25 protein-coding genes and 2 pseudogenes are annotated in these 26,369 nt (G+C 72.5%); 12 read left to right on the forward strand and 15 right to left on the reverse strand.

Features of this window, described 5'->3' with window-relative positions; translation table 11 throughout:
- Window positions 1-32: 32 nt before the first annotated feature.
- Window positions 33-791 (reverse strand): ABC transporter permease, encoded by a 759-nt coding sequence (locus ABZ842_RS13830; RefSeq protein WP_361536534.1) that lies wholly within the window; start codon window positions 789-791, stop codon window positions 33-35.
- The gene (locus ABZ842_RS13835; protein ID WP_361536536.1) at window positions 784-1,803 is read right to left on the reverse strand and encodes an ATP-binding cassette domain-containing protein; all 1,020 of its coding nucleotides are present in this window, start codon (window positions 1,801-1,803) and stop codon (window positions 784-786) included. Before ABZ842_RS13835 ends, ABZ842_RS13830 begins: the two co-directional genes overlap by 8 nt.
- A 161-nt stretch (window positions 1,804-1,964) precedes the next feature.
- Here ABZ842_RS13835 and ABZ842_RS13840 point away from each other — a divergent pair, with 161 nt between their 5' ends.
- The 3 genes from ABZ842_RS13840 to ABZ842_RS13850 all read left to right on the forward strand — a co-directional run bounded on the left by ABZ842_RS13840 (window position 1,965) and on the right by ABZ842_RS13850 (window position 5,840).
- Complete coding sequence (locus tag ABZ842_RS13840; RefSeq protein WP_361536538.1) at window positions 1,965-2,852, forward strand: TetR/AcrR family transcriptional regulator C-terminal domain-containing protein; 888 nt, start codon at window positions 1,965-1,967, stop codon at window positions 2,850-2,852.
- Between the two features lie 68 nt (window positions 2,853-2,920).
- Window positions 2,921-3,538, forward strand: a complete 618-nt coding sequence (locus ABZ842_RS13845) for a TetR family transcriptional regulator (RefSeq protein WP_361536898.1) — start codon at window positions 2,921-2,923, stop codon at window positions 3,536-3,538.
- A gap of 64 nt (window positions 3,539-3,602) precedes the next feature.
- Window positions 3,603-5,840: an AAA family ATPase gene (locus ABZ842_RS13850; RefSeq protein WP_361536540.1), complete on the forward strand. Its 2,238-nt coding sequence runs from the start codon at window positions 3,603-3,605 to the stop codon at window positions 5,838-5,840.
- Here ABZ842_RS13850 and ABZ842_RS13855 read toward each other — a convergent pair.
- On the reverse strand, window positions 5,833-6,171 hold the full coding sequence (locus tag ABZ842_RS13855) for an erythromycin esterase family protein (protein ID WP_361536542.1): 339 nt from the start codon (window positions 6,169-6,171) through the stop codon (window positions 5,833-5,835). The two genes, ABZ842_RS13850 and ABZ842_RS13855, sit on opposite strands and share 8 nt — an antisense overlap.
- Window positions 6,168-7,211: an erythromycin esterase family protein gene (locus ABZ842_RS13860; protein WP_361536544.1), complete on the reverse strand. Its 1,044-nt coding sequence runs from the start codon at window positions 7,209-7,211 to the stop codon at window positions 6,168-6,170. Before ABZ842_RS13860 ends, ABZ842_RS13855 begins: the two co-directional genes overlap by 4 nt.
- Window positions 7,212-7,345: 134 nt before the next feature.
- Between ABZ842_RS13860 and ABZ842_RS13865 the strand changes: the two are divergent.
- Window positions 7,346-7,420, forward strand: a pseudogene (locus tag ABZ842_RS13865) (hypothetical protein); the annotation flags it as partial.
- Window positions 7,421-7,541: 121 nt separating this feature from the next.
- Window positions 7,542-7,685: a hypothetical protein gene (locus ABZ842_RS13870; RefSeq protein WP_361536900.1), complete on the forward strand. Its 144-nt coding sequence runs from the start codon at window positions 7,542-7,544 to the stop codon at window positions 7,683-7,685.
- A 37-nt stretch (window positions 7,686-7,722) separates the two neighbouring features.
- Here the strand turns inward: ABZ842_RS13870 and ABZ842_RS13875 are convergent, their stop codons facing one another.
- The 3 genes from ABZ842_RS13875 to ABZ842_RS13885 are packed head-to-tail and all read right to left on the reverse strand — an operon-like array spanning window position 7,723 to window position 9,706.
- Window positions 7,723-8,133: a VOC family protein gene (locus tag ABZ842_RS13875; RefSeq protein WP_361536546.1), complete on the reverse strand. Its 411-nt coding sequence runs from the start codon at window positions 8,131-8,133 to the stop codon at window positions 7,723-7,725.
- A 10-nt stretch (window positions 8,134-8,143) separates the two neighbouring features.
- Window positions 8,144-8,563: a helix-turn-helix transcriptional regulator gene (locus ABZ842_RS13880; RefSeq protein ID WP_361536902.1), complete on the reverse strand. Its 420-nt coding sequence runs from the start codon at window positions 8,561-8,563 to the stop codon at window positions 8,144-8,146.
- Window positions 8,564-8,593: 30 nt separating this feature from the next.
- Entirely contained in the window at window positions 8,594-9,706 is a 1,113-nt protein-coding gene (locus ABZ842_RS13885) for an ABC transporter substrate-binding protein (protein WP_361536548.1), read from the reverse strand.
- A 156-nt stretch (window positions 9,707-9,862) separates the two neighbouring features.
- On the opposite strand from ABZ842_RS13885, the gene ABZ842_RS13890 reads away from it, so the two are divergent.
- Window positions 9,863-11,614, forward strand: a complete 1,752-nt coding sequence (locus ABZ842_RS13890; RefSeq protein WP_361536550.1) for a protein kinase — start codon at window positions 9,863-9,865, stop codon at window positions 11,612-11,614.
- A gap of 33 nt (window positions 11,615-11,647) precedes the next feature.
- On the opposite strand, the gene ABZ842_RS13895 is transcribed toward ABZ842_RS13890, so the two are convergent.
- The 5 genes and pseudogenes from ABZ842_RS13895 to ABZ842_RS13915 form a co-directional block, all read right to left on the reverse strand.
- Window positions 11,648-12,754, reverse strand: a complete 1,107-nt coding sequence (locus ABZ842_RS13895; RefSeq protein ID WP_361536552.1) for a MerR family transcriptional regulator — start codon at window positions 12,752-12,754, stop codon at window positions 11,648-11,650.
- Window positions 12,755-12,880: 126 nt separating this feature from the next.
- Window positions 12,881-13,660 (reverse strand): hypothetical protein, encoded by a 780-nt coding sequence (locus ABZ842_RS13900; protein WP_361536554.1) that lies wholly within the window; start codon window positions 13,658-13,660, stop codon window positions 12,881-12,883.
- A 31-nt stretch (window positions 13,661-13,691) separates the two neighbouring features.
- Window positions 13,692-14,024, reverse strand: a pseudogene (locus tag ABZ842_RS13905) (TnsA-like heteromeric transposase endonuclease subunit); the annotation flags it as partial.
- A gap of 537 nt (window positions 14,025-14,561) precedes the next feature.
- Window positions 14,562-14,975: a DUF5958 family protein gene (locus ABZ842_RS13910; protein ID WP_361536556.1), complete on the reverse strand. Its 414-nt coding sequence runs from the start codon at window positions 14,973-14,975 to the stop codon at window positions 14,562-14,564.
- 277 nt (window positions 14,976-15,252) lie between these two features.
- Entirely contained in the window at window positions 15,253-15,723 is a 471-nt protein-coding gene (locus ABZ842_RS13915; protein WP_361536904.1) for a DIP1984 family protein, read from the reverse strand.
- Window positions 15,724-16,098: 375 nt separating this feature from the next.
- On the opposite strand from ABZ842_RS13915, the gene ABZ842_RS13920 reads away from it, so the two are divergent.
- The 3 genes from ABZ842_RS13920 to ABZ842_RS13930 all read left to right on the forward strand — a co-directional run bounded on the left by ABZ842_RS13920 (window position 16,099) and on the right by ABZ842_RS13930 (window position 17,777).
- Window positions 16,099-16,503, forward strand: coding sequence for a helix-turn-helix transcriptional regulator (locus tag ABZ842_RS13920; protein WP_361536558.1), 405 nt, complete (start codon window positions 16,099-16,101; stop codon window positions 16,501-16,503).
- 22 nt (window positions 16,504-16,525) lie between these two features.
- Window positions 16,526-17,293, forward strand: a complete 768-nt coding sequence (locus ABZ842_RS13925) for a hypothetical protein (RefSeq protein ID WP_361536560.1) — start codon at window positions 16,526-16,528, stop codon at window positions 17,291-17,293.
- Window positions 17,294-17,438: 145 nt separating this feature from the next.
- Window positions 17,439-17,777, forward strand: a complete 339-nt coding sequence (locus ABZ842_RS13930) for a DUF2516 family protein (protein WP_361536562.1) — start codon at window positions 17,439-17,441, stop codon at window positions 17,775-17,777.
- Between the two features lie 111 nt (window positions 17,778-17,888).
- Here ABZ842_RS13930 and ABZ842_RS13935 read toward each other — a convergent pair whose 3' ends face one another.
- The 3 genes from ABZ842_RS13935 to ABZ842_RS13945 all read right to left on the reverse strand — a co-directional run bounded on the left by ABZ842_RS13935 (window position 17,889) and on the right by ABZ842_RS13945 (window position 22,243).
- Window positions 17,889-19,205 carry a fused response regulator/phosphatase gene (locus ABZ842_RS13935; RefSeq protein ID WP_361536564.1) on the reverse strand — a complete coding sequence of 439 codons (1,317 nt, stop codon included), beginning with the start codon at window positions 19,203-19,205 and terminating at the stop codon, window positions 17,889-17,891.
- A 782-nt stretch (window positions 19,206-19,987) separates the two neighbouring features.
- On the reverse strand, window positions 19,988-21,106 hold the full coding sequence (locus ABZ842_RS13940; RefSeq protein ID WP_361536566.1) for an NlpC/P60 family protein: 1,119 nt from the start codon (window positions 21,104-21,106) through the stop codon (window positions 19,988-19,990).
- 345 nt (window positions 21,107-21,451) lie between these two features.
- The gene (locus ABZ842_RS13945) at window positions 21,452-22,243 is read right to left on the reverse strand and encodes a class I SAM-dependent methyltransferase (RefSeq protein WP_361536568.1); all 792 of its coding nucleotides are present in this window, start codon (window positions 22,241-22,243) and stop codon (window positions 21,452-21,454) included.
- Between the two features lie 306 nt (window positions 22,244-22,549).
- On the opposite strand from ABZ842_RS13945, the gene ABZ842_RS13950 reads away from it, so the two are divergent.
- The 3 genes from ABZ842_RS13950 (at window position 22,550) to ABZ842_RS13960 (ending at window position 26,319) form a co-directional block, all read left to right on the forward strand.
- Window positions 22,550-23,968 (forward strand): glycosyltransferase, encoded by a 1,419-nt coding sequence (locus tag ABZ842_RS13950; RefSeq protein ID WP_361536570.1) that lies wholly within the window; start codon window positions 22,550-22,552, stop codon window positions 23,966-23,968.
- Window positions 23,961-24,461 (forward strand): YbjN domain-containing protein, encoded by a 501-nt coding sequence (locus tag ABZ842_RS13955; protein ID WP_361536572.1) that lies wholly within the window; start codon window positions 23,961-23,963, stop codon window positions 24,459-24,461. Before ABZ842_RS13950 ends, ABZ842_RS13955 begins: the two co-directional genes overlap by 8 nt.
- A gap of 127 nt (window positions 24,462-24,588) precedes the next feature.
- Window positions 24,589-26,319 (forward strand): glycosyl hydrolase family 28-related protein, encoded by a 1,731-nt coding sequence (locus tag ABZ842_RS13960; protein ID WP_361536574.1) that lies wholly within the window; start codon window positions 24,589-24,591, stop codon window positions 26,317-26,319.
- Window positions 26,320-26,369 lie beyond the last annotated feature (50 nt).

Below are 26,369 nucleotides of genomic sequence, written 5' to 3' on the forward strand. Positions count from 1 at the left end.
GCTCGCCCCCGTGGTCCAGCGGGCCGAGTGCCCTATTTCGTACGGGCGCGGAAGAGCGCTCCGGACGCCGCCACCGCCACCGCCAGGATTCCCGCGCACCACGCCAGCGCCGTCCAGGGCGCGCTGCCGGCGGGCTCGGCGAGGAGCAGCGCGCGCAGCGACTCGATGAGCGGGGTGATCGGCTGGTGGTCGGCGAAGCCGTGGAGCCAGTCGGGCATCGAGTCGATCGGGACGAAGGCGCTGCTCGGGTAGGGCAGGAAGGTCATGAAGAAGGTGAAGCCGCTGGCCGCCTCCGGGGTGCGGGCGAGCAGGCCGATCGCGGCGGAGAACCACGAGATGGCGATCAGGAAGGTCACCAGTAGGCCGAGGGCGGCGAGCCAGCCGGTGGCCGAGGCGTCGGGGCGGAAGCCGATGAGCAGGGCGACGCCGAGGACGACCGCGGTGGCGGCGAGGTTGCGCAGCACGCTGGCGGCGACGTGGCCGGCGAGCACGGCGCCGCCGCCGATGTCGAGCGAGCGGAAGCGGTCCATGATGCCGCCCTGCATGTCGTCGGAGACGGCGACGGCGGTGTTGGCGGCGCCGAAGCAGGCGCAGACGACGAGGACGCCGGGGACGACGTAGGTGACGTACTCCGGGGCGTCGGTCTGGATCGCGCCGCCGAAGAAGTAGACGAAGACGATCATCAGCATCACCGGCAGGGCGATGGCGGTGATGACGGCGTCGACGTTGCGCCGGCTGATGCGGATGGCGCGGCCGGCCATGGTCGTGGCGCGGACGAGGGCGTCAGACATGCGAGGGCTCCTTGCCCGGGGCGTTGTTCGGGCGGGCGCTCTTGTTGGTGCCGGTGTTGGTGTCGGTGCGGGCTTCGGTGCCGGTGAGGGCGAAGAAGACGTCGTCGAGGGTGGCTTCGTGCAGGGCGAAGCGGATGACGTCGGTGCGGTCCGGGTCCGCCAGGTCGAGCAGGGCGCGGACGGATTCCGCGGTGCCGTCGGTCGGCAGGGACATCGTGAGGTCCTGCGGCGACTGGTGGGCCGGCGCGCCCTCGTGGGCCGGCAGCCGGTGCGCGGTGCGCACGAAGGCGGCGGCGTCGGCGAGGACCAGTTCGAGGCGGTGGCCGCCGACCCGGGCCTTCAACTGCTGCGCGGTGCCGTCGGCCACGATCCGGCCGCCGTCGACCAGGGCGATGCGGTGCGCGAGGCGGTCGGCCTCCTCCAGGTACTGGGTGGTGAGGAAGACCGTCGTACCGCCCGCGGACAACTCCCGCACCACCGTCCACAGCTCCGCGCGGCTGCGCGGGTCGAGCCCGGTCGTCGGCTCGTCGAGGAAGACCACCTCGGGGTCGCCGACGAGGGAGGCGGCGAGGTCGAGCCGGCGGCGCATCCCTCCGGAGTAGGTGTCGGTGAGGCGGCCGGCCGCACGGGTGAGGTCGAAGCGTTCGAGGAGCGCGGCGGTGCTGCGGGCGGCTGCAGGGCGCGACAGGCCGCGCAACCGGGCCATCATCCGCAGGTTCTCCGCGCCGGTCTGCTTCTGGTCGACCGCGGCGAACTGGCCGGTGAGGCTGATGGCGCGGCGGACCTTCGAGCGCTCGGTGGCCACGTCGTGGCCGGCGACCCGGGCGGTCCCGGCGTCCGCGGCGGTGAGCGTGGTGAGGATGCGCACGGTCGTCGTCTTGCCCGCGCCGTTGGGGCCGAGCAGGGCGAAGACCGTGCCCCGGGCGACCTCCAGGTCCACTCCGTCGAGGACGGTGAGGTCTCCGTACCTCTTGGCCAGACCGGTGGCTGCGATGGCCGGTGATGTCTCCATGGCGCACTCCCTTCTGCGTATGGCATACGCGCTACTGCGTAAGGGTTACGCATTACTAGGATGGGCGTCAAGCGGGGCCGGGCGGCGCAGCGCCGACGGGCCGACCGGGCGGCACGAGAGGGCGGACGGTGAGGGCGAGTGACGAACGACGGTGAGGGCGAGTGACGGGCGACGGCGCGGGTGCGGGTACGGGTACGGGTCGCGACGGTGCGGGTGCGGGTCGCGACGGTGCGGGTCGCGGCGACGGCACCGCGCTGCCCGCCAGCGTCGAGGCCGCGTGGGGCCTGCGCGAACGCCCCTCCAAGGGCCCCAAGCCCGGCATCGGCGTGGACCGGATCGTCTCCGCGGCCGTCGACGTCGCGGCGGCGGAGGGGCTCGGCGCGGTCTCCATGGGGCGGGTGGCCAAGGAGTTGGGCGTCTCGACGATGTCGCTCTACCGGTACGTGGCGGCCAAGAGCGATCTGTATCTGCTGATGCAGGAGGTGGCGGTGGGGCCGCCGCCCCCGCCGCCCCCGCCCGGCGCCGAATGGCGCGGGGCGATCACCGCCTGGGCCGTCGCGCAGCGCGAACGCCTCCGGGGCAACCCGTGGGTCCTCCAGATCCCGATCTCGGGGCCGCCGGCCACGCCGCACTCGGTCGCCTGGTGGGAGCGCGGTCTGGTGGCGCTGGAGTCGACCGGGCTCGACGACGGGGACCGGCTCTCGGTGATCATGCTGATCAACGGCTTCGTCCGGCACGAGGCGATGGTCGCGGTCGACCTGGGGCTGGCGGTCGCGAACTCCGGCGGGGACCCGGAGGCGTTCATGCGGCGGTACGTCGCGACGCTGGAGCGACTGGCCGATCCGGAGCGGCACCCGTCGGTGACGCGGCTGTTGAGGTCCGGGATGTTCCTGGAGGACGACGATCCGGACTACGACTTCAAGTTCGGCCTGGGGCGGATCCTGGACGGGGTCGAGGAGCTGATGCGCCAGCGGGGCGTGACGGCGGCGGACCAGCGGCCGAAGGGCGAGCGGGAGCAGGGCGAGCGGGAGAAGGAGGGGCGGGCGTGAACGAGCAGGCTTCTGCCGGCGACGTCGAGCGTGACGCGGCTTCCGCCGGGCACGGGCGCTCCGGCGGGCTGCGCGAGCGCAAGAAGGAACGTACCCGCCGCGCCCTCTCCGACGCCGCGATCGCGCTCTTCCTCGCGAAGGGGTTCGACGCCGTCTCCGTCGCCGAGGTCGCCGCCGCCGCCGACGTGTCGAAGCCGACCCTGTTCCGGTACTTCCCGACGAAGGAGGACCTGGCGCTGCACCGGTTCGCCGACCACGAGGGCGAGGCGGCGCGCGTGGTGGCCGACCGGCCGCCGGGCGTCGTGCCGCTGGACGCGCTGCGCCGGCACGTCCTCGACGGGCTGGACCGCTTCGACCCGGTCACCGGCGTCAGCGACGCGCCGCAGGTGCTGGCGTATCTGCGACTGCTGTACGGGACGCCGAGCCTGGTCGCCCGAATGTACGCCTACCAGGCCCGCGACGAGGAGGCGCTGGCCGGAGCGCTGGGCGGCGGGACGGCGGGGCGGCTGGCCGCGGGGCAGATCGTGGCCGTGTTGCGGATCCTCGCCGAGGAGAACTGGCGGCGGATCGAGGCAGGGGAGAGCGCCGCCGATGTGCGTCCGGGCGCACGGGCCTCCGTTGACCTGGCCTTCGATCAACTCGCCGTCGGGTTGGGCGCGCTCGTGGCTGGCGCGGAGGTTTCCTGAATCCCCCCGAGGGGATTTCGTTACTGGGGCAAAAAAGAGACTGGGTTGCATTATGCTGGATGGCATGACGCAGCCCGACGACGTACTCAACCGAGCGCTGGAGCGCGAGCGCGCCCATCACGACGCCTGCCGCGCCGCCCTGCGCGCCATGGTCGACGACGCGGCGCAGCAGGTCGTCATCGGGGAGCACGCCTTCGCCTCCGGCGCCGACGCTGAGGTGCTGGGCCGTCAGTTGCGCAGCCGCGCAAAGGAGATGCGCGAGGAGCCGGCGGGCCCGCTCTTCTTCGGCCGTCTCGACTTCACCTCCGACGCCAGCGCGGGGGAGCACCGGGCGCAGCGCTATCACGTCGGCCGCCGCCGCATCACCGGGCGGACGCGCCCGGTCGCCGGACCGACCGCGGGCTCCGACCCCGGTGCGCTGCCGCCGCCGCTGGTCATCGACTGGCGCGCGCCCGTCTCCCGCGCCTTCTACCAGGCCACCGCCCGGGACCCGCAGGGCGTCGCGGTGCGCCGCCGCTTCGGCTGGGCGCCCTTCAGCGAGGGCGAATCCGACGATCTGACCGGCTTCGAGGACGAGCACCTGCACGCCGCGCCGACGTCGAAGCCGATGCACACGACAGACGCGCCCGGCGCACCTGGCACCCCTGGTGCGGCCCGTGCGGCGGGCACGACCAGCGCGATCGTGGCGGACGAGATCGAGCGGCCCCGTGTCGGCCCGATGCGCGACATCGCCGCCACCATCCAGCCCGACCAGGACGACCTGGTCCGCTCCCCGCTCGCCGACTCCCTGTGCGTCCAGGGCGCCCCCGGCACCGGGAAGACCGCGGTCGGCCTGCACCGCGCCGCCTACCTCCTCTACACCCACCCCCAGCGCGTCAGCCGCGGCGGGCTGCTGGTCCTCGGACCCAACCGCGCCTTCCTCTCGTACATCGCACAGGTGCTGCCCGCGCTCGGGGAGAGCGGGGTGCGCCAGTCGACCGTGGAGGAGGAGGTCGCGCGCCACGAGGTCCGGGCCGACGACGCCCCGGCCGCAGCAGCCGTGAAGCACGACGCCCGCATGGCGGACGTGCTGCGCCGCGCGCTGTACGCCCGGGTCGCCGTCCCCGCAGACGCCGGTGCCGACACGGACGCCGACGCTGACGCCCCGCTCACGGTGCCCGAAGGCTCGTACCGCTGGCGGGTGCCCGCTGCCGACCTGGCGCGGATCGTGGCCGAGGTGCGGGCCGAAGCGCCGCCGTACGCCGTCGGGCGCGAGCGGGTCCGCGCCCGCGTCGTACGCCACCTCCAGATCCAGGCGGAGCGCCGCGCCGACCCCAAGAGCGCGTCGTGGACGCAGCGGATCGGGCGGTCCAGGCCGGTGGCCGCCTTCCTGGACGCGGTCTGGCCGAAGGTCACGCCGGAGGAGGTGTTGGCCGCATTCCTGGCCGACCCGGTGGACCCCGCGCTGACCGCCGCCGAGCAGGACGCCGTCCGCTGGCACAGACCGCCGCGCTCGTACCGCACCGCCCGCTGGAGCCGGGCCGACCTCGTCCTCCTCGACGAGATCGCCGGACTCGTCGAACGCCCCGCGGGATACGGCCACATCGTCGTTGACGAAGCCCAGGACCTCTCGCCGATGCAGTGCCGCGCCGTCGCCCGCCGCGCGGACTTCGGCTCGCTGACCGTCCTCGGCGACCTCGCCCAGGGCACCACCCCCTGGGCGGCCCGCACCTGGCCCGAACAGCTCGCCCACCTCGGCAAGGCGGACGCCGCCGTCGTCCCGCTGACGACCGGCTTCCGGGTGCCGGCGGCGGTGGTCGAGCTGGCGAACGGGCTCCTCGCCTCCCTCGACGTCGACGTGCCCGCGGGCCGTTCGCTGCGCGCCGACGGCGAGTTGACGGTCCGGCGCGTCGATGACCTGGCGGCGGCGACGGTCGACGCGGTGCGGACCGCGCTCGGCCGCGAGGGCTCGATCGGCGTCATCGCTGACGGGCCCACCACCCCGCTGCTGCGGGCCGCGCTCACGGCCGCGGGCATCGAAGCCGCCGACCTCGCCGATGCCTCCGAGGGGGCGGCGCTCGCCGCGCGGGTGACCGTCCTGCCCGCGGCCCTGGCCAAGGGCCTGGAGTACGACCACGTCGTCGTCGCCGAGCCCGCGGCCATCGCGGCGGCGGAGGAGCGCGGACTGCACCGGCTGTACGTGGTGTTGACCCGTGCCGTCGCCCGGCTGGCCGTGCTGCACGTCCAGCCGCTGCCGCCCGCGCTGACGAGTCCTCCGCTCCCTGCCTCCCGCGCGCCCCTTCCTTCGGCGCGTCCTACGTGACGGGCACGGACGCGTTCACCCGGTGCAGGTGCACGATGACGTCGAAGCTCCGCCCCAGCGAGACGTCCTGCGTCGCCGGTCCGTTCGACCCCGGGACGACGAACGTCTGCCGGGCGCCTTGGAGCCACGGCCCGGCCGCGGGGTCGGGCGCCACCCGCCGCAGATCGACGTAGTAGTCCCGCAGCCCCACCGTGTCGAGGGTGTGCTCGTTGCTGCCGGGCGTGGCGGGCCCGGTGTCGAACACCTCGTACTTCTGTGTGGCCAGGTTCATCGCGCGGTACTCGCCGCTGTGGATCGTCGTGCCGCCCGCCAGGTACCGGTCCCCGATCAACTCCCGGAAGACCGCGCGCCCTCCATCACCGGGTACGACGCCGGGTCGGACGACTCGTAGCCGAGGTGCGCGTTGTGCGCGGAGACCAGGATCCGGTCGCCGGTCTGCCGCTGCCACCACACCGTTTTCTCGGCCATCGCGCGGTCGCGGTGCCGGTGGTGCTCCGCCACCTGCTTCGGGTCGTCGAAGTCGTACGAGAAGAGCGCCGTCATCTGGGCGATCACCCGGGCCTCCTGGAGCACCCAGGGGTCGACGCCGCCCGCCTGTTCCAGCGCCCGGTACGCAGCCCGCGCGTCCCGGTCGTACGCCTTGCGCTCGGCGATCGGCGCCTCCGACAGGTGCTTCATCCGCTCGCCCGTCGAGGCGGGCAGCGCGAGCAGCCCGGCGTAGCGCTGACGCAACTCGGGCGCGAGGGCCGGCCGGTGCTCCTCCGCCCAGCGCAGGACCCGGTCGTACTGGGAGCGGTTCACGTCGGCGATGTCGTTGCCCATGACGCGGACCCGCTCGCCGGGCGCGGCCGTGCGGTTGTGCTCCCGCATCCAGGTGAAGAGCGCAAGGAACTCCTCGTTGTTCCAGTCCTCGAAGGAGAATTGGAACTCCTCGCGCATGATCTGCCGCAGGTCGCCCTCGCCCCGGGTGACGTACGCGTCGAGCCGCGCCCCCGCGGACCAGGACGTCTCCAGCGAGAAGACCCGGAAGCCGTCCCGCTGCACCAGGTGCCGGAACACCCGCTCCTTGAGCCGGAACAGCTCCTTCGACCTGTGGGTGGCCTCGCCGAGGCCGACGACGGTGGCGCCCTTCGCCATCCGGGACAGGGCGGCGAGGTCGGCGGACGCGCCGCCCGGCTCCGTCGTGCGCAGCGGATGGGCGCGCCGCTCGATCCCGGCGACCACGGCCCGCTCGGAGGCGTCGGCGACGCCGGCGGCAGGCGCGGGCGCGGGGGCGGCGAGCGCCGGGGCCGCCGTGCCGATCGGGGCGAGCAGTGCGAGACCGATCGACCGGCGCGCTGCTGCCGTCCTCCGCGTCGCCCGTACCCACAAAAAGGAGGCACCTTTGCCACCGTGCGCTAAATCCTGCGCATGCCGGTGGTGGCGGTTCTGGTGGCGGACGGGGTCCCCGGCCGCGGCGCCTACCGCGATCCGCTGCCGCCGGCCGTACGGACGTCGGCCCCACCGTGGAGTGGCTGGAGGCCAACCTCCACCGGCCGCTCACCCTCCACGACGTCGCCGCGCACGCCCGGGTCAGCGTCAGCAGCCTGACGCGCCGCTTCCGCGCGCAGACCGGGCAACCGCCGCTCCAGTACCTGCTCGGCGCGCGGCTGCACCAGGCGTTGGCTGCTGCTGGAGAACACCGAGACCGCGAACGAGCAGATCGCGGCCCGCACGGGCTTCGGCTCGCCGGCCGACCTCCGCCACCACTTCCAGCGCCGCACGGGGGTCAGCCCGCGCGCCTACCGGGCCGCGAGCCGCTCCATGACCGGCCTGTTCGCCAAGCCGACCGAGGAGGCCCCGTAAGCCACTGCTAGGTCCAGCGGCACACGCGCGTGGAGCTCTACCGCGGCTGGGTGAATCGGAGCAGGTTGCCCGCCGGGTCGCGGAAAGCGCAGTCCCGAACGCCGTACGGCTGGTCGATCGGCTCCTGCACCACCTCGCCGCCCGCCGCGCGGATCTGCTCGAACGTCGCGTCGCAGTCGGGCGTCCGGAAGATCACGCCGCGCAGCAGCCCCTTCGCCATCAGCTCGGCCACGGCCTGCCGGTCGTCCGGGGAGGCGTTCGGGTCCGCGAGCGGCGGCTCCAGGACGATCTCCACGTCCGGCTGGGAGGGCGAGCCGAGGGTCACCCAGCGCATCCCCTCGAACCCCACGTCGTTGCGGACCTCCAGCCCGAGGGCGTCCCGGTAGAAGCCGAGGGCCTTGTCGTGGTCGTCGACGGCGATGAAGCACTGTCCAATCTTGATGTCCATGTCCGTCACGCTACGGACCGGCGGAAGGTTTCGCTTCTCCGTTCCTGACCGGTCGGGTGTAGATCTTGGCGAGGCATGCGGGGATGTCCGCGCCGTCCCCGTGGTCCCGGGCCCGGTAGGCGCTCGGGCTCTCCCCGACCAGCTCGGTGAAGCGCGAGCTGAACGACCCCAGCGACGTACACCCCACCTCCATGCAGACCTCCGTCACCGACAGGTCACCGCGCCGCAGCAGCGCCTTGGCCCGCTCGATGCGACGGGTCATGAGGTAGTTGTACGGAGTGTCGCCGAAGGCGGCGCGGAAGCTGCGCGAGAAGTGCCCGGGCGACATCAGGGCGCCGCGCGCCAGCGCGGGCACGTCCAGCGGTTTCGCGTAGTCGCGGTCCATCCGGTCGCGGGCCTTGCGCAGCCGGACGAGGTCGGGGATGGGCACTCGGGACACACCCAGCACGTTACCCACTGCTCAGCCGGTGTGCAGAACCCGGAAGCGGTCCGGTGCCGTCGGGTCGCGGTCGACGACCTGGAGCGGGGGCCGGTCCCACTGCCACACGCCCGTGCCCGGCCGGCGGGAGAACGCGATCCGCCCGCGGGTGCCGTCGACGGCGACGTCCGGCCAGGGCGCCCCGGTGCGCAGCGCCTCCGCGAGCACGGCGATCGTGTCGTACCCCTCGAAGGCGACGAACGAGGGCGCCGCGGCCAGCCGCTCGCGCAGCGCCGCCTCGACGCGTGCGCCGAGCGGGCCGTGGCGTTCGGGCAGGTAGCGCAGGAACGGGACCGCGGCGCCTTCGGCGCCCAGCAGCGCCGCCCACTCGGCGAACTCCGGCTGTCCGGCCGGGGCGCCGATCAGCACCCCGGTCAGGCGCGCGTCGCGGCGGACGGCCCGCACGAGCGGCACCGCCGGCTCCGGGTGGCCGACGAGGAGGAGCACGGCCGTCGCACGGCTCTCGACGAGCGCGTCGCACACCGCCGCGGGGGAGAGCGCACCGGCGTCGAGTTCGACGACGCCGCCGCCGCGCGGCGCGAGGCGATCTCGCAGGATGCGCGTTCCGGCGGCCCAGTAGACGCTGGACTGGGCCGCCACGGCGATGCGGCGGTGGCCCGCGTCGAGGAGGAAGTCCGCGTAGGTCCGCCAGCCGCGGGACTGCGCCGGGGCCAGGCGCGCGACCCACTCCGTCGGCCCGTCGGTGAGCGCGTCGAGCACCGCCGACGAGCAGAGGAACGGCAACCCGAGGGCGTCGGCCCTGGCGGCGGCGGCGCGCGCGACGACGCTGTGGTACTCACCCGAGACGGCGGCCACGCCCAGCCCGGCCAGTTCGTCCACGGCCGCCGCGGCCCGCTGCGGATCGGCGGCGGTGTCGCGTACGACCAGTTCGAGCGGCCGTCCACCGACCCCGCCGACCCCACCTACCCCGCCGGCGTCGTTGACGTCCCGTACGCCCAGTTCGAGCCCGGCGAGCAGGTGCCGCCCCGCCTCGACCCAGCCGGGCCGGGTCAGCGGCACGAGAGCGCCGATCCGTACGGACGCGTCCAACTCGTCCCGCTGCGGCGGGCGCACCTTGGTGACCATGCGGGTCATTGCACCCACCGCGATCGCAGCCGGCAACCGAATATCCCCCGCCGTCCTTCCCCCGCCGCTGAGGTCCGCACGGAGCCGTGCCACCGTCAACGCCGGCACGTCCCACGTGGCTTGCGTTTCCCCACCCCGTCGAGCGGGGTTGGATACGGTGACCGGGTGTCTGCCACCAACGAACATGCCCAGCGGATCATCGCGGACCGCTACCTGCTGGGTGCCCGTGTCGGCAAGGGTGGCATGGGCACCGTGTGGCGCGGAACGGACCGGCTCCTGCAACGCACCGTCGCGGTCAAGGAGGTCCCCCTTCAGGCCACGGGCGAGGAAGGCGCGGTACGGCAGCGGCGGGCCGTGCGGGAGGCGCGGGCCATCGCGCAGATCTCCCACCACAACGTGGTGGACATCCACGACCTCGTCCACGAGGACGACCGCCTGTGGCTGGTGATGGAGCTCGTCGACGGCCCCTCCCTGGCCGACCACGTCGCAGCCGCCGGCCCGCTGACGCCGACCCGGGCCGCCGAGATCGGACTCCAGGTGCTCTCCGCGCTGGACGCGGTGCACGCCGTCGGCGTACTGCACCGCGACGTCAAGCCGGCCAACGTCCTGCTGCGCGCCGACGGCAGCGCCGTCCTCTGCGACTTCGGGATCGCCGCGCTGGCGGGCACGGAGTCCCTCACCGCATCCGGCCGAGTGATCGGTTCGCTGCCGTTCCTGGCTCCGGAGCGGCTCAAGGACGGGCCCGTCGGGCCGGCCAGCGACCTGTTCTCCCTGGGCTGCACCCTGTCCGCGCTGCTGACGGGCCGATCGCCGTTCACCCGCCCGGAAGCCGTCGGCGTGCTGCATGCCGTGGCGCACGAGCGGCCGGAGATCCCGCCGAACGCGGGGCCGCTGCGGAGCCTGCTCGACGCCCTGCTGCGCAAGGACCCCGCCCAACGGCCGTCCTCCGCCGAAGCCGCCCGGGCGCTCCGGGCCGTGGCGGCCGACGGCCCGGGCCGGACGGCCTTGCTGCCCCTTCGCCGCCGCCCCGCGCTCCGCCGCGGGGCCCTGTCGGCCGCGCTCCTCCTCGTCGCCGCGGTCGTCACGGGAGCCCTGGTGGACCGCCTCGGCGACGACGACTCGTCGTCCGGGGCCTCCGCGGGGGACGCGAAGCCGTCCGCCGGGGCGCGGGAGTCCGAGTCCGCACCGGTCTCCTCGGGGCCCCCGACCCGGGTGGACGCGGCGCTGACCTACCCGTCCAACCCGGCCACCGGCGGTGCCGTGATCCGGTGGCTGTTCTCCGACGACGACCACGTCGAGGTCGACGCCCCCGGCAAGGAGGGCCCCTTCCACGGGAAACTGACCGCGGCATCCCCGACACGGGATTACTGGCCCGCCTTCGACGGCCTGCCGGGCTTCCACGACCGCATCGACGCGGTGTTCCCCGTCCCGAAGCTCGGGGACGAGTACTGGGTGTTCTCCGGTGCCCAGTACGTCCGGATCCGCATCGACGAAGAGCTCAACGACGAACTGGTGGAGGGGCCGAAGCCGCTCAAGGACTGGTCGGAAGCCTTCGGCAACCAGGCCGACTTCCTCGACGGCATCGACGCCGTGATGCCCACCCCCGACGACCCCGCCCAGTTCTGGGTGTTCGCCGGGGACCGCTACATCCGTGCCGAGCTGAACAAGAGCACGGCGGGCGGCGAACTGATCCAGGGTCCGTCATCGCTCGACTCCTGGGGCACCTTCGCCGAGCACAAGGACTTCTCCGACCAGATCAACGCGGTGGTCGAAGTCCCGGACCAGACGAACGAGTACTGGGTGCTGTCCGAGGCCCGCTACATGAAGATCCGCGTGGCCAACGACAACGACAGCTACGCCGACTCGGTCGTGGAGCCGCCCAAATCGCTTCCCAACTGGGACGACCTCGGCAGCTGAGGAGGCGCCGGCCGCGAAGGCCCATGGGCGTCCCTACACCCGCAGTTCCACGACGTCGGCGACCACGCAGCTGATGTTGTCGGGGCCGCCGGAGCCGTTGGCGAGCGCGACGAGTTCGCGGACCGCGCGTGCGGGTGCGTCGACGTCGGAGAGCACCCCGTGGATCTCGTCGTCCGGCACGACGGTCGACAGGCCGTCGGAGCAGAGCAGGTAGCGGTCCTGCCGCCGGGCGTCGTGCAGACGCACGTCGGTGGTGCCGTCGGCCCCTCGGCCCAGCGCCCGGGCCAGCAGGGACCGCTGCGGGTGGGACTCGGCCTCCGCCGCGGTGATGCGGCCCTCGTCGACCATCGACTGCACCACGGTGTGGTCGTGGGTGATCTGGAACAGCTCACCGTCGCGCAGGAGGTAGCCGCGGGAGTCGCCGATGTGGACGAGCGCCAGTTGCGAGCCGGTCCAGAGCATCGCGGTGAGCGTGGTGCCGGCCTCGTCGGCGACTCCCGGGGCTTCCACGACGGCCTGCCGCGCCTCTTCGACGGCGTCCGCGAGGAGGTTGAGGAGATCGCCCGTCGGGACGCCGTCGGTTTCGAGGCGCTTGAGCGCGTCGACGGCGGCGGCGCTCGCCGGCGCTCCTGCGCTGCCGTAGCCGTCGGCGACCGCGAGCAGACGGGACCCCGCGTAGGCGGTGTCCTGGTTCTGCTCGCGGACCAGACCGGCGTCGGAGAGCGCCGCGTAACGGATGCCCAGGGGATGGGGGGTCTGCGGGGTCTGCGGGGTCTGCGGGGTCTTCGGGTTCGAAGGCATGGTCGGTTCCTTCCCTGACAGATGTCCGACGAGGAAGGAGGCGAGGTCCCGCCGCGCGGCGGTGTCGGCCTCGACCCGGTCCCAGTACGCGCGCACCTCGCGCGCCGCCTCGCCCGCCTCCAGCGCGCAGACGTGCTGGACGCGGGCCAGCGGCATCCCCAGGTGCCGGAGCCACCGGACCAGCCGGGCCCCCTCCAACTGCTCCGGGTCGTACAGGCGGTAGCCCGTCACCGGGTCGACGCGGGCGGGTGTCAGCAGACCGAGTTCGTCGTAGAGCCGCAGCGCCTTCGGCGACAGCCGGGACGCCTTCGCGAACGCCCCGATGGTCAACAACCCCATGCCCGTCCCTCCTCGTACCGAGCAAGCCGCCCGGCCCTGTCGATGCTGTGGGCTCCCCCAGGGTGAAGGTCAACTGTCCGTTCCCAAAAGATCTGAATCGAGGAGGTGTCTCTGACCTGGGCCTTGTCAGTTCTGCTGGGACGGGTTGGAAGCCGGGCGGCCCAGTGGCGTCACCAGCAACAGTGATCGTCCCAGGGAGTCGGTCCAGCGAAAGAGGGGGTCGTTGGAGAAGGCGTGGGAACGGAGCTTCTCGCGGAGAGTGGGGACGTTCAGCCGGTGCTCGGCCGCTGTGTAGACGGAGTCGATGGTGCGCCGGTGCTGGCTGAGGCTCGTCCATCGGCCAGGTTGCCGTAGTGCCCGCCAGGCAGGATCGGCCAGCATGCCCAGCAGCGTGACGAACTCTGGATAGGTGGCGATGTACTCCCGCTCATCGACGCGTCGCCTGATGGTGTTCCCGTAGATGGCTTCCTTTGAAGGAAGCTGGGCGAGGCGGTCGTTCCAGCGTGAGAGCAGATGAAGTTGCTTCTTGTTCAGGAGCCGTGAGCGGACCAAGTGCTGCGCTTCCTTCGTCGCTGCTTCCAGGGTGTCGGGGAAGCGACGGGCGATCCGTCGGTGTCGGTGCTCAGCGGTACCGAGCTCTGGGAGGTGACCGACGCGGTAGTGGCGGTTGCCGTCTACCCAGATGCCGTGTCGGCGGCAGAGCTGGAGATCTGCGGGGCGATGGGCGAGGACTGGCCCGGTGATCCCACGGCGGTGCATGCAGTGTGAGCAGGCGATGTAGAGATGCCGACGATAACGGACCACATGACCTGTGGTGCGCGCCTCAACCCGGGCGATCGCTGGTAGCAGCATCCGGAGGGTCTCGGGCGTAAGGCCCGTCAGGATGGCCAGCCGTGGCAGAACCATCGGCGTCCAGCGCCAAAGCGTGTCCGTCCGCTCACCACGCCCCCGCCCGCGACACCAGCGTCGTGTCCGTCAGTGGCTTGGCCAGGTCCGCTCGGAGCCGCCCCGCCCAGAGCAGGTGGAACACCGCTGGTAGCACCGCAATCGGGTCACCCAACAGTGACGCCTGGCCCACCAGCGGTGAGGGCACCGAGAACACCGCCATCAGCCGCTCGGCCATCCCCGCGGTGGTCGCATGCCGAGGGTGTCGATACCCCGCCAGCCAGCGGACATTGGCCATCCGGACCGGGTCCACCATCCCGACCACCCGGTAGCCCCAGCCCACCGCTTCACATGCCAGCCGCGTCACGGCGAACTTGGCGGCCGACCGCTCTGAGGTTCCCCCGGTGTGTGGGAGGTGTTGACTAGCTGGTCAGGGCGGGTTGGGGTGGTTTCAGGTTCACTGGTTCGGTGGCTGACTGGTGGAGGTTTCCCAGGCCACGACCCGGCGGGAGAACGCGTCGCGGATCGCGGACAGCCACAGCGGGCCCTCCTCGGTCGCGATCATGGTCAGGTCGGTGACCCGCAGCCGGTTCGGCCCGTTCGCGGTGAAGTCGCGTCTGACCAGGTTCAGTGCCTGGTGGGTCGCCCTCGGGAGCTCTGGAACGACGACTGGCCGGAGTGGGAGTCTCTCGACTACGTCGCCATGGAGGCGTACGGACTACTCACCCGCGCGGATGACGACTGCGGCGACGCATTCCATGAAGCCGTCGAAGCCGAGCAGGGCGCTGTAGGCGGCAATCCAGGGCCGCGCGGCGAGCAGTGGGACGTGCGATGCGAAGACGAGGCGATGCGCAGACTGCCTAGGCTGAGCGCGATGTTTCCCCTCCGGCCACTGGCTCGGTAGGCGTGAAAGCTCAAGGGATCAGGCCGAGGCTTCGGGGGTGTCGACAGACAGGCGATGCCACGCGTGGCCGCAACCGTCGGAGCAGAAGCGCACTCGTCGGCGTTCGTCGGCGACGGCCAGCACCGCGATCAGTAGCCGGAATGACTTGAGGCGCTCGTCGTGCGGGGTGAGACTGGCGATCTTCCCGAGTTGCTGGTCGATCCGCCCTCGTGCGATCAGAACTGCCGGTGTGTGCGTGGCGCGAAGTCCGGCGCGTCGGATACTTTCCGGGCCGTCCTCGGCGGTGGCGCGGGCCTGAATGCAGAAATGTGACAGGAGACGCAGGGTGTTGGACTGCTCTTCAGTGGAGAGGCTCTCGAACCACTCGATGCCCTGTGACATCGGCCGAAGCTCTTGTGCGAGCTCGTTCAGAATGATGTACGGATCAGCCATTCGCACACCCCCGTTGCGCTCAGATCGCCGTTGTCCATGGTGCTGCGATGTGGAAAGCCCCGAACCCGCCCTCACCGCTTCGGATCTGCACGTGGTGATGTGCTGTGCGATGTGCACCTTTACCTGTACGCCATGCTGAGCTGCACTGTTGATGGGGAGTCGAACCCCCGCGTTGCTCTTCACGCGCCAGGAGTGGGCTGGAAGACCGCCAGCCCTCGGTGTGTGCACGCCTCCGAAGCGGCTACCTGCTCCACATCGTCTCCGCCTGCTGGACTACTCAGTCCAGCAGATCCACCTCCCAGTTCGTGCGCTGGATCCGCACATCGACCTCGCGGATCTCCCGCGCGAGGACATCTGCCTGACCGCGCAGTTCCGCGACCGGAAGCGCGGAAAGCATCATCAGCTCGGACCGGAGTTGCCGGCCGTATCCCCGTTCGCTGCTACCCGCCGCCGCGTCCGCCGCCGCGGTGACCATGGAGTGACGCAACCGCAGGACATCCCGGTGTGCGAGGGCATCGGTGAGCGTGCCGTCGGGACCCATCTCCACGGTGGCGTTGGTCCGGTTGATCCGCCGGATCAACGTTTCCAGGGCGCTCAGCACCTCACCGGCCTCAGCCAACAACTGGGCGGCATCCTCGGCGGGTGTCTCCCCCTCCTGGTACCGCGCACTGCTGACGACGCGCGCTCGCAACTGTTCTACGCGGCGCGTCGCCTCCGCACGTTCTGCCAGTGCCTCGGCAAGCTTCACCGTCTCCACTTCCCCCTCCGTGAACTCGCACGAGTATACGAGTGAGAACCAGCTCACATGCACTTGGATTTTGACGCACAGGAGCCCTGACCAGGCACTGGAGCGAGAGCGGGCGGTCGCTCAGGGCGCTACGTAAGAGAATCCGACAGCACGAACGAGAACGAGTGGGAATGCGCGAGTTTCAGAGAGGCAGGGCAACAGGACGGCTGGCTTCGCCGGGACTCCGCCAAGTCGTTCGCCAGAAGCGCTGGCACTCGCCACGTCTACTGAGAACGGACATCAACCAAGAGCACCGGCCGGTGTGCGGCGAGTGGCGTGGCACACTATTGCAAGCACTTGCTTGCAATAGTTAGCACCCGGGTGCACGATCGAGGCATGGCATCGCTCAACGTCGGCAACCTCGGGGAGTACCTGCGCGAGCAGCGGCGCAACGCCCAGCTCTCGTTGCGGCAGCTCGCCGATGCCGCCGGGGTGTCCAATCCGTATCTGAGTCAGATCGAGCGCGGGCTGCGCAAGCCGAGCGCGGAGGTGTTGCAGCAGGTCGCGAAGGCGCTGCGGATCTCCGCCGAGACGCTGTACGTGCGCGCCGGGATCCTGGACGAGCGGGACCGGGACGAGCTGGAGACCAGGGCGGTCATCACGGCCGACCCCTCCATAAACGAGCGGCAGAAGGCCGTACTGCTCCAGATCTACGAGTCCTTCCGCAAGGAGAACGGGTTCGAGGTCCCGGAGGGCCCGCATGCCGCCGACCCAGCCGCGACGGACACCACCACCGACTGAACGCGTCCGGGAGGACCACCACATGTCCATCACCGATGACCTGCGCGAACTGCGCAAGAACCTCAGCGACCCCACGCCCCTCTACTTCGCCGCCGGCACCGCCGACCTCGCCGTGCAGCAGGCCCGCAAGGTGCCCGCGCTGCTGGAGCAGATCGCCGCCGACGCGCCGGGGCGCTTCGAGGGGCTGCGCAACGACCTGAACGACCTGCGCAACACCGACCCCAAGGTCGTCCAGGACAAGGTCGCCGACCAGGCCAAGGAGGCCCAGGCCACCGTCCAGGCGAAGTTCACCGACGTGATCGGCGGGTTCGACACCGATCTGAAGAAGCTCGGGGAGACCGCGCAGGACCTGGCGCTGCGCGGGGTCGGCGTCGCCGCCGAGTACGCGGTGAAGGCCCGCGAGACCTACGAGCGGGTCGCCGAGCACGGCGAGCAGACCGTACGGACCTGGCGCGGCGAGGCCGCGGAGGAGATCACCGAGATCGCGGTCGCCGTCGAGCCCGAGCCGGTCGCCCGGCCGAAGGCGCAGCCGCGGACCCAGCAGGCCAGGGCCACCGCGCCGAAGGCCGACGCGAAGGCGGACGCGAGGGTCGACGCGAAGGCCGCGCCGAAGACCGCGACCAAGGCGGAGCCGAAGGCCGAGGCCAAGGTCCAGGCCAAGGTCCAGACGGAGCCCAAGGCCGCGCCCAAGCCGGCAGCGCGGAAGACCACCCCGGCGCCGCGCCGGGCGCCCGCCGCGCGCAAGCCCGCGGCGCCGAAGAAGACCACCCCGCCCGCGAAGGAGAAGTAGGAGCGCGGAGCGACAGGGGTGTAGTCAGGGGTGTAGTCAAGAGCGGGCCGGGCACCTTTGAGGCGTCCGGTTCGTTCTCCGTTCGCGCCAGGTAACGTTGCTGGCGAGGGCGCTCCCATCCACAGACCTAGGCGGTGCCACCAGCATGTTGCGCGAAAGCTTTGAGACCTCTCTTTCGTATTTCCTCTTCCTGCTCTTCACGGGTACGTCGGTGGTCGCGCTCATCATGGCCGCCCTGGCCCGCGAGGACGCCTACCGGGCGGCCGACAAGAAGACCAAGCCCTTCTGGCTGATCATCCTGGGCGTCACCGTCCTGGTGAACCTGCTGATTCCGATCCTCTTCCTGTCGATCATCGGCCTGATCGCCACGATCGTCTTCTTCGTGGACGTGCGCCCGGCGCTGCGGCAGGTCACGGGCGGCGGCAAGCGCCGCGGCGGCTCCAGCAGCGACGGTCCGTACGGGCCGTACAACGGCGGTAGGTAGCGGCCACCGGCGCCCCGCGGGCCCCGCTCACCGCCCGGAGCCCGCTCGGGCCCTGCCCGCTGCACGCAGGCTCGCCCGGAGCCCGCTCGGGCGCCCTGCTCGGACAGCCCCTCAGCCCCTGCTCAGCAGCAGGACGGCCATGTCGTCGGTCAGCTCGCCGCCGTTCAGCTTGCGCACCCGGGCCACCGCCGACTCCAGCAGCGCCTCGCCCTCCAGCCCGGCGGAGAGCTGTCGCGTGATCATCCGTTGCAGCCCCTCCTGGCCGAGCCGCTGCTTCTCGCCCGGTCCCGTACGGCCTTCGATCAGCCCGTCCGTGTACATCATCAGGGACCACGCACCGCCCAGCTCGACCTGACGGCGCGGCCAGCGGGCCCGCGGCAGCAGCCCGAGCGCCGGGCTCCCGCTCTGGTACGGCAGGAGCTGCGTCGCCTGGCTGCCACGGATGAGCAACGGCGCCGGGTGACCCGCCAGGCACACCCCGGCGCGGCGCCCGTCCGGCGCGATGTCGACCGTGCAGAGCGTCGCGAAGATCTCCTCGCTCTCCCGTTCGTGCTCCAGGACCCGCTGGAGCGTGGCGAGCAGCTCGTCACCGCAGAGCCCGGCGAAGGTCAGGGCCCGCCAGGCGATCCGCAGCTCCACTCCGAGTGCGGCCTCGTCCGGGCCGTGGCCGCAGACGTCGCCGATCATCGCGTGGACCGTGCCGTCGGGGGTGCGGACGGTGTCGTAGAAGTCGCCGCCGAGCAGCGCGCGGGAGCGGCCGGGGCGGTAGCGCGCGGCGAAGCGCAGGTCCGCCCCCTCCAGGAGGGGGGTGGGCAGCAGTCCGCGCTCCAGCCGGGAGTTCTCCTCGGCCCGCAGCCGGGACTCGGCGAGCTTCATCTGCGCGGTGTCGGCGCGCTTGCGCTCCACGGCGTAGCGCACCGTACGGCTCAGCAGCCGTCCGTCGAGCTCGTCCCGGAAGAGGTGGTCCTGTGCCCCCAGCCGTACGGCCTCGGCGGCGCGGGGCGCGTCGGTGGAGGTGGTCAGTGCGAGGACGGCCTGCCGGGTGGCGATCCGCAGGACGTGCCGGAGGGTGTCGAGCCCGTCGTCCCCGCCCTGGACGCCGGGTCCCGATCCGGGTCCCGAGCCGGAACCCGTGGCGAGCGCGAGGTCGAGCAGGACGCAGTGCACGTCGTCGGTGAGGAGGCGCTCGGCCTCGGTGAGGTTGCGGGCGGTGCGGATGCGCACGCGCGTGGCGGTGCCGCCCGCGGACTCGGTCAGCTCGGGGACGGTGAAGGTGCCCGTGGGGTCGTCCTCGATCACGAGGAGCGTGAGGTCTCCGTCGGAGAGCCCGCTGCTGGCGGGCGCGTCCGGCGTGCCGCCGGCGGACGCCGCGGCGGCGCTGTCCTCCGAGACGGAGGCGTTCCTCTGTCGCGGTACGGGTACGGGCATGGGTCGGTTTCCTTTCCCTCCCCCGAGGGCGTGACGGGAGGCGCCGATCGACGACCTGCCAGACCGGGACCATAGCGGTAGCCGTGGCGGGAGCGGAATGGCAATCGGGGCGCAGTGGGGCCCATTGGCCCGGTACGGGACGGCAGTTGGCGGTCCGGTCATGACGAACATCACGCCGTCGCCACGGAGGGTGATCCACCGCCACGCCCCGCCATGTGCACCGCCCGCGCGACCCCGTGCGACACCGTGCCGAAACACGCGCCGCCCCAGCGCCCGGCCGGCGGACGCCGCTGCGCCCCTGGCCGCTCAGGGGCGCCCGCGGGCCTCCCGCCGCAGGTCGGCCCCGCCGCGGGTCGGCAGCTCGGGCCCGAGGTCGTGTCCGCAATGCCCCGCGCGCGTTCCTGCGTCTCTGGACGTAGCTGCCGTTTCCCTTGGGGAGCGTTGGTCTCCACTGGCCGGTGGTGGGCCTGTCGCGCAGTTCCTCCCCCTACGCCCAGGGGCGTGGGGGACCCCCACCTGTGCCCTGCGGGCCTGGGGGGACCCCGAGCGCCCCAAACACCTCCATCTCCAGCCCGCAGGCGAATGACGGGGGCAGCGAAACAGGTGGCGCTGGGGGTCCCCCCAGGCCCTCTGGGGCCGAGGGGGCGGAACTGCGCGAACAGCCACAGACGGGCTGCAGACGCCATGACCGCACACGCACCATGGCGCAAGCGCGCCAGCCAAGGCGCGGCACTGTCGCACGGGGCCGCCCCGGGCCCGGGCGTCAGTCGCTGTCGCGGCCGTCAGCCGCCCGGGCGGACCACGCCGAGGATCTTGTTCGCGCCCGCGCCGGTGATCGTCACCGTGCGGCCGGGGCGGGGGGAGTGCACTATCGCGCCGTCGCCGATGTACATCCCCACGTGGCTCGCGTCCGCGTGGTAAATGATCAGGTCGCCCGGCTGCATGTCCTCGATGTCCACCTTGGGTAGCTGTCGCCACTGCTCCTGCGAGGTGCGGGGGACGGTGATCCCGGCTGCCTCCCACGCCTTCGACGTCAGCCCCGAGCAGTCGTACGAGCCCGGGCCCTCCGCGCCCCACTCGTATGGCTTGCCCACCTGCGCCGTGGCGAACGCAACCGCCTTCTTGCCCTGCTCGGTGGCGGTGGCGGTGCCCTTGACGCTCTTGAGGGCGCCGGATGCCAGCCAGGAAGCCTGTGCGCGCTGTGCCGCTTCCTGTTCGAGCACGAGGAGCCGCTCCTTCTCCTCCTTCTCCAGCCGGGCCTCGATCTTCTCCGCCGCGGAGATCTTCGCGGCTATCTCCTTGCGGGCCCCGGCCTGCTTGAGGCGGTTCTCCTCCAGCTTGCGCCACTGGGTGCTGGCGTCGCGCGCGTACGAGTCCAGCTCCTGCTGGGTCTGCTCCATCTCCCGCAGCAGGTCCTTCGTCGCCTTCTGGCCCTGCCGGAACCGGCTCGCGCCGTCGAGGAAGAGCTGGGGGTCGCTGGTGAGCAACAGCTGGGCCTCGGGCGGCAGCCCGCCGCCCCGGTACTGCGCGCGGGCGGTGGCGCCGGCCCGCTCCTTGAGGTCCTCGACGCGATCCTGTGCCTTCGCCGCCTCCTGACCGAGCTTGACGATCTCGGTCGACTGGCGCTGCACCTGCTCCTCGGCGAGGTTGTACGCGTCCGTCGCGGAGACCGCCTGGTGATACAGGCCCTCGATCTCCAGCCTTATCTGCTCCAGGGTCTTCTGCGGCTGGGCACCGCCCGGCGGCGCGGGCTCGGCGGGCGCTGCTGGCGCCGCCGGAGCGGCCAGAGCAGCGGGCGCGGCTAGTGCGGCTGGCGCGGCGAAGGCCGTCCCCGGCGCGGCCAGCGCGGTCACGGCGCAGACCAGAGCGATCGCCGCGGCGACACAGTGACGTCGCTTCACGATTCCCCCTCTTCCAGCTCCCCAGAAAACTGATTTACCGTCAGTAACTTCTCATCGCTTCGGCGATGGTGCCACGGTGGACGCCAAAGAGACAGGGTCGTACGGAAGACCGCCCGAGCAGCCACGGGCCGACCGAACCGCCCTCGCGCCGCCCGCGCGCCGCTCCCTGCGCCGCCCCCTGGATCTCGTGCGCCTCCCCGCACCCCCTCGCCCTCCACCCCCAGTGACGAGCGAATCGCACTCCGCGTTCCCGCTCGTACGTACGTTCACTCTTGTGGGGGGCACGCCGGAGCCGCCGAGGGCGCGCCGGGCCTCACTCGGATCCCTCGGACCCCGCGCCGAGCCTCAGTCGGACCCGTTGGGCGCGAGCGCCGCCCACGCCACCGTGATCTCGCCCTGCCGCCAGCGCCGCCGGTCGTCCACCACCGGCCAGTCCCGCGCCAACTCCCGCACCGTCGTGATCCAGCGCTGTCGGGCGCCCAGCGACGCGTACGGCGCGGCCGACGCCCACGCGCGGTCGAAGTCCCGCAGGAAGCGGTGCACCGGCTCGCCGGGCACATTGCGGTGGATGAGCGCCTTCGGAAGGCGTTCCGCCAGGTCGGATGGCCGGTCCAGGGAGCCGAGCCGGGTCGCGAAGGTGACCGTCCGCGGTCCCGAGGGCCCGAGCGCGACCCAGACGTGCCGCCGCCCGATCTCGTCGCACGTCCCCTCGACCAGCAGCCCGTCCGGCGCGAGCCGTCCGCACAGCCGCGCCCACACGGCCGCGACCTCGTCCTCCTCGTACTGGCGCAGCACGTTCGCGGCCCGGATCAGCATCGGTGCCGTGTCCACGGGCACCTCGAAGCCGCCGTGCCGGAAGGTCAGCCCGTCCTCTTCGTACGGCCCGGCCGCCGCGACCCGCGCCGGGTCGATCTCGATGCCGACGACCTCGCAGCGCGCGTCGGCGCCGGCGCGCAGCCGCCGCAGCAGTTCGACGGCGGTCCAGGGGGCGGCGCCGTATCCGAGGTCCACGGCCAGCGGGCGCGCGGCGGCGCGCAGCGCGCGCCCGTGGACGGCCGCGATCCAGCGGTCCATCCGGCGCAGCCGGTTCGGATTCGTCGTCCCGCGGGTGGCGGTGCCGACGGGACGGGAGCTCATGCATCGAGGGTAAGCGCGCCCGGCGCCGCCCCCGCCGTCTGCCGGGGCCTCGCCTGCCGCCGCCCCCCTCGCATGTCGGAGTCCCCGCCTGCCGCCGCCCCCGCGAAGGGTTCCGCGAAAAGGACCCGCGCCGCCCCCGGCGCGCCCGCGCCCCGCGCCCCAGGGGTACCCGACCGTGCCCACCCGGTCACGATTTGGCAAAGTGGCGTGCGAAGGGAAATGGAGGGGCCCGCTCCACTGTTGTGCGGTGGCGGAGGACCGAGCGCGTCCGCCGTTCGCCATGCCCGGAACGAGGAGGGTCTTCGCGTGAGCCAGTACGTCTCCCGCATCTCCACCGGTTTGGCCCCCCGACTCAGACTGCCCGGCACGCACCGCAGACCGCGCCGCGTCGCGATGCTCAGCGTCCACACCTCGCCGCTCCACCAGCCCGGCACGGGCGACGCGGGCGGCATGAACGTCTACATCGTCGAGCTGGCCAAACGGCTCGCGGCGATCAACATCGAGGTCGAGATCTTCACCCGGGCGACCGCCGGTGGCCTGCCCGACTCCGTGGAGCTGGCGCCGGGGGTCCTCGTACGGCACGTGGACGCCGGCCCGTACGAAGGGCTCGCCAAAGAGGACCTGCCCGGCCAGCTCTGCGCGTTCACGCACGGCGTGATGCGGGCGTGGGCCCGCCAGCGCCCCGGCCACTACGACCTCGTCCACTCCCACTACTGGCTCTCCGGCCACGTCGGCTGGCTCGCCGCCGAGCGCTGGCGCGTCCCCCTCGTCCACGCCATGCACACCATGGCCAAGGTCAAGAACGCCGCGCTCGCCGAAGGCGACACGCCCGAGCCGCCCTCGCGGGTCATCGGCGAGACCCAGATCGTGAACGCCGCCGACCGGCTGATCGCGAACACGCCGGAGGAGGCGGGGGAGCTGGTCCGCTTCTACGACGCCGACCCGGACAGGGTCGCAGTCGTCTACCCGGGGGTGAACCTGGACCGGTTCCGCCCGACGACGGCCGTCGTCGACGCCGCGTCCGGCACAGGCGGGACAGCCGGCACGGGCGGGACAGCCGACGGACCCGCGTCCGCCGTCGCCGACGCGATCGCCGCCCGCGACCGCCTCGGCGTCCCCCGCGACGCCTTCGTCCCCCTCTTCGCCGGCCGCATCCAGCCCCTCAAGGCCCCCGACGTCCTCCTGCGCGCCGTGGCGATCCTGCTGGAGCGCGCCCCCGCCCTCCGTTCCCTGCTGTACGTCCCCGTAGTCGGCGGCCCCAGCGGCAGCGGCCTCGCCAAGCCCGAGGGCCTGCAGAAGCTGGCCGCCCGCCTCGGCCTCGCCGACGTCGTCCACTTCCACCCGCCCGTCGGCCAGGACCTGCTCGCCGACTGGTTCCGCGCCGCGTCGGTGCTGGTCATGCCCTCGTACAGCGAGTCCTTCGGCCTCGTCGCGATCGAGGCGCAGGCCACCGGCACCCCGGTGGTGGCCGCGGCCGTCGGCGGACTGCCCGTCGCCGTCCAGGACGGCCGCACCGGCTTCCTCGTCCAGGGCCACGACCCCGTCGACTACGCGGACGGACTCCAACGGCTGCTGGAAGACCCGGCGCTGGCCGCCCGGATGGGCGCTGCGGCGGCCCGGCACGCCCAGTCCTTCGGCTGGGACGCCTCCGCGGCGGCCACGGCGGACGTGTACGCGTCGGCCATGGCCGAACACCGCCGACGGGTACGCTCGCACCATGTCTGACGTACCCGAGCCCGCCCCCGCCGCCGTCATCGAGCAGACGCTGCGCGCCGCCGAGCTGGAGTGGGAGAGCCCGGAGCCCGGCTCGTACGTCGTGACGCTCCCCGGCACCCGCAAGCTCGCCACGACGGTCGCGCTGCGCGTCGGCGAGCACTCCCTGTCCGTGAACGCTTTCGTGATCCGCCACCCCGACGAGAACGACGCCGCCGTGCACCGCTGGCTGCTGGAGCGGAACCTGAAGCTGTACGGGGTGAGTTACGCGATCGACCCGCTCGGCGACATCTATCTCACCGGCCGGCTGCCGCTCGCCGTGATCACGCCGGAGGAGCTGGACCGGCTGCTGGGGTCGGTCCTTGAGGCGTCGGACGGGGCGTTCAACACCCTGCTGGAGCTCGGCTTCGCCAGTGCGATCCGCAAGGAGTACGAGTGGCGGGTGTCGCGCGGTGAGTCCACGCGGAATCTCGATGCGTTCACCCATCTGACCAAACGCCCCTGACGTCTGACCGTACGTCCCTGACGACGCAGACCCCTTCCCGCGCCCGCCGCTGTCGTGGCATGCTCACGGCTGACGTCAACATGAACTGCGTTCACATCCGTGGAAAGACGGAAGGGCGGGCGGGCTCATGGACACCACCCCCGGCAACGGCCCCGACAGGGGCATCAGCAACGGCATCGGTAGACGTACGGTCCTCGGCGCGGCGACGGCCGTAGCGGCTGCGGCGGTGACGGGCGCCGGGCCGGCAGCCCCGGCCGCCGCGCACGCGCACCGGGAGTCCCCCTTGTGGCGGGAGTTCCGGCGCAACCCCTACGACCACCCCCAGATCCCGTACGTCGGACGCGCCGGCAGCCGCAGCCGCCGCCGCGTCCCCGCCCGCCGCATCAACGTCCTCGACCTCGGCGCCCGCCCCGACGGCTCCGCCGACGCGGCCCCGGCCATCAACCGCGCCGTCGCCGACCTCGGCCGCCGCGGCGGCGGCACGGTCCACCTCCCGCCCGGCACGTACCGCATCGACGACGTCATCCGCATCGGCCACGACAAGGTCGTCCTCAAGGGCGCCGGCAGCACCCGCACCACGCTGCACGCCACCCGTCACCTCACCGAGATCATCGGCCCGTACGGCAGCCGGTACGGCGGCGACAAGTCGTCCTGGTCCTGGGCCGGCGGGCTCATCTGGCTCTGCCCCGAGGCCCGTTGGACGAGCCTGACCGACGCCATCAAGAAGAAGGACTGGCCCTTCGAAGGCTGGACGGGCAACAAGCGCGACGAGTGGCGCACCCTGGCCAGACTGCGCCCCGCCCGCCGCGGCGACTGGACCGTCACCGCGGACGCGGACGCGGACGCGGACGCTGGCGCGGACCACGCCCGCGACCTGCGCCCCGGCCGGCTCGTCCTGCTGCGCATCGCCGACGACGCCGACCACACCCTGCTTGAACACATGGCGGGCGGCGGCCCGGGCCCCGAGGCGTACCACTGGGCCGACAAGACCAAGTTGACCAGCTACGTCCCGTACGAATGGCCGGTGCGCATCACCAGCGTCCGCCGCGCCGGCCGACTCGCCCGCCTCACCCTGGAACGCCCGCTTCCGCTGGACCTGCGCCCCGAGTGGGACCCCCGCCTCGTCACCCCCGTCACCCCGCTCACGGACAGCGGCGTCGAGGGCCTGACCCTGGAGGCCGTGCAGACCCCGCAGGCCCCGCACCTGCTCGACAAGGGCTTCAACGGCGTCACCTTCCAGTGCGCGTACGACTGTTGGGCCGACGACGTCGCCGTCCGCCACGTCGACAACGGCTTCGGCCTGGTCGCCGCCTCCGCCTGCACCCTCAGCCGCACCCGCGTCGAGGGCCGCGGCTCCCACCACCCGTACTTCTGCCGCGAAGGCGCCCACGACAACCTGGTCGAGGACTTCACGATCGCGGACCGCACGGTCCCCGCCCCGCCCGGCACCCAACTCCACGGCATCAACGTGGAGGGCCTGTCCAGCTACAACGTCTGGTCCCGCGGCCTGATGGAGATGGGCACCTTCGACACCCACCGCGGCATGCCCTTCGCCAACGTCCGCACCGAGATCACCGTCACCAACAACGGCCGCCACGGCGGCGACGCGAGCGCCGGCCCCCTCTACGGCGCGCGCTTCACCCACTGGAACGTCACCGTCACCAACGAACGCGCGGGCCTCATCAAACTCGACGCCATCGCCCCCTACAGCGCGACGGTCGCGATCTCCCGCGTCCGCGAGTTCGACCAGATCGACGTCCCGGACTTCGCCGCCCCCCTCCACACCCGCCTGGAGGCGTACGGCACCCCCACCGCGATCCACCCCCGCAACCTCCACCAGGCCCAACGGGCCTTGTGACCCCTCCCCTTCTCCGGGCGGACCTTGAGCCCCCGGAGAGGGGGAGCGTT

It is taken from the genome of Streptomyces sp. NPDC047315 (assembly GCF_040643215.1).
GTDB lineage: Bacteria > Actinomycetota > Actinomycetes > Streptomycetales > Streptomycetaceae > Streptomyces.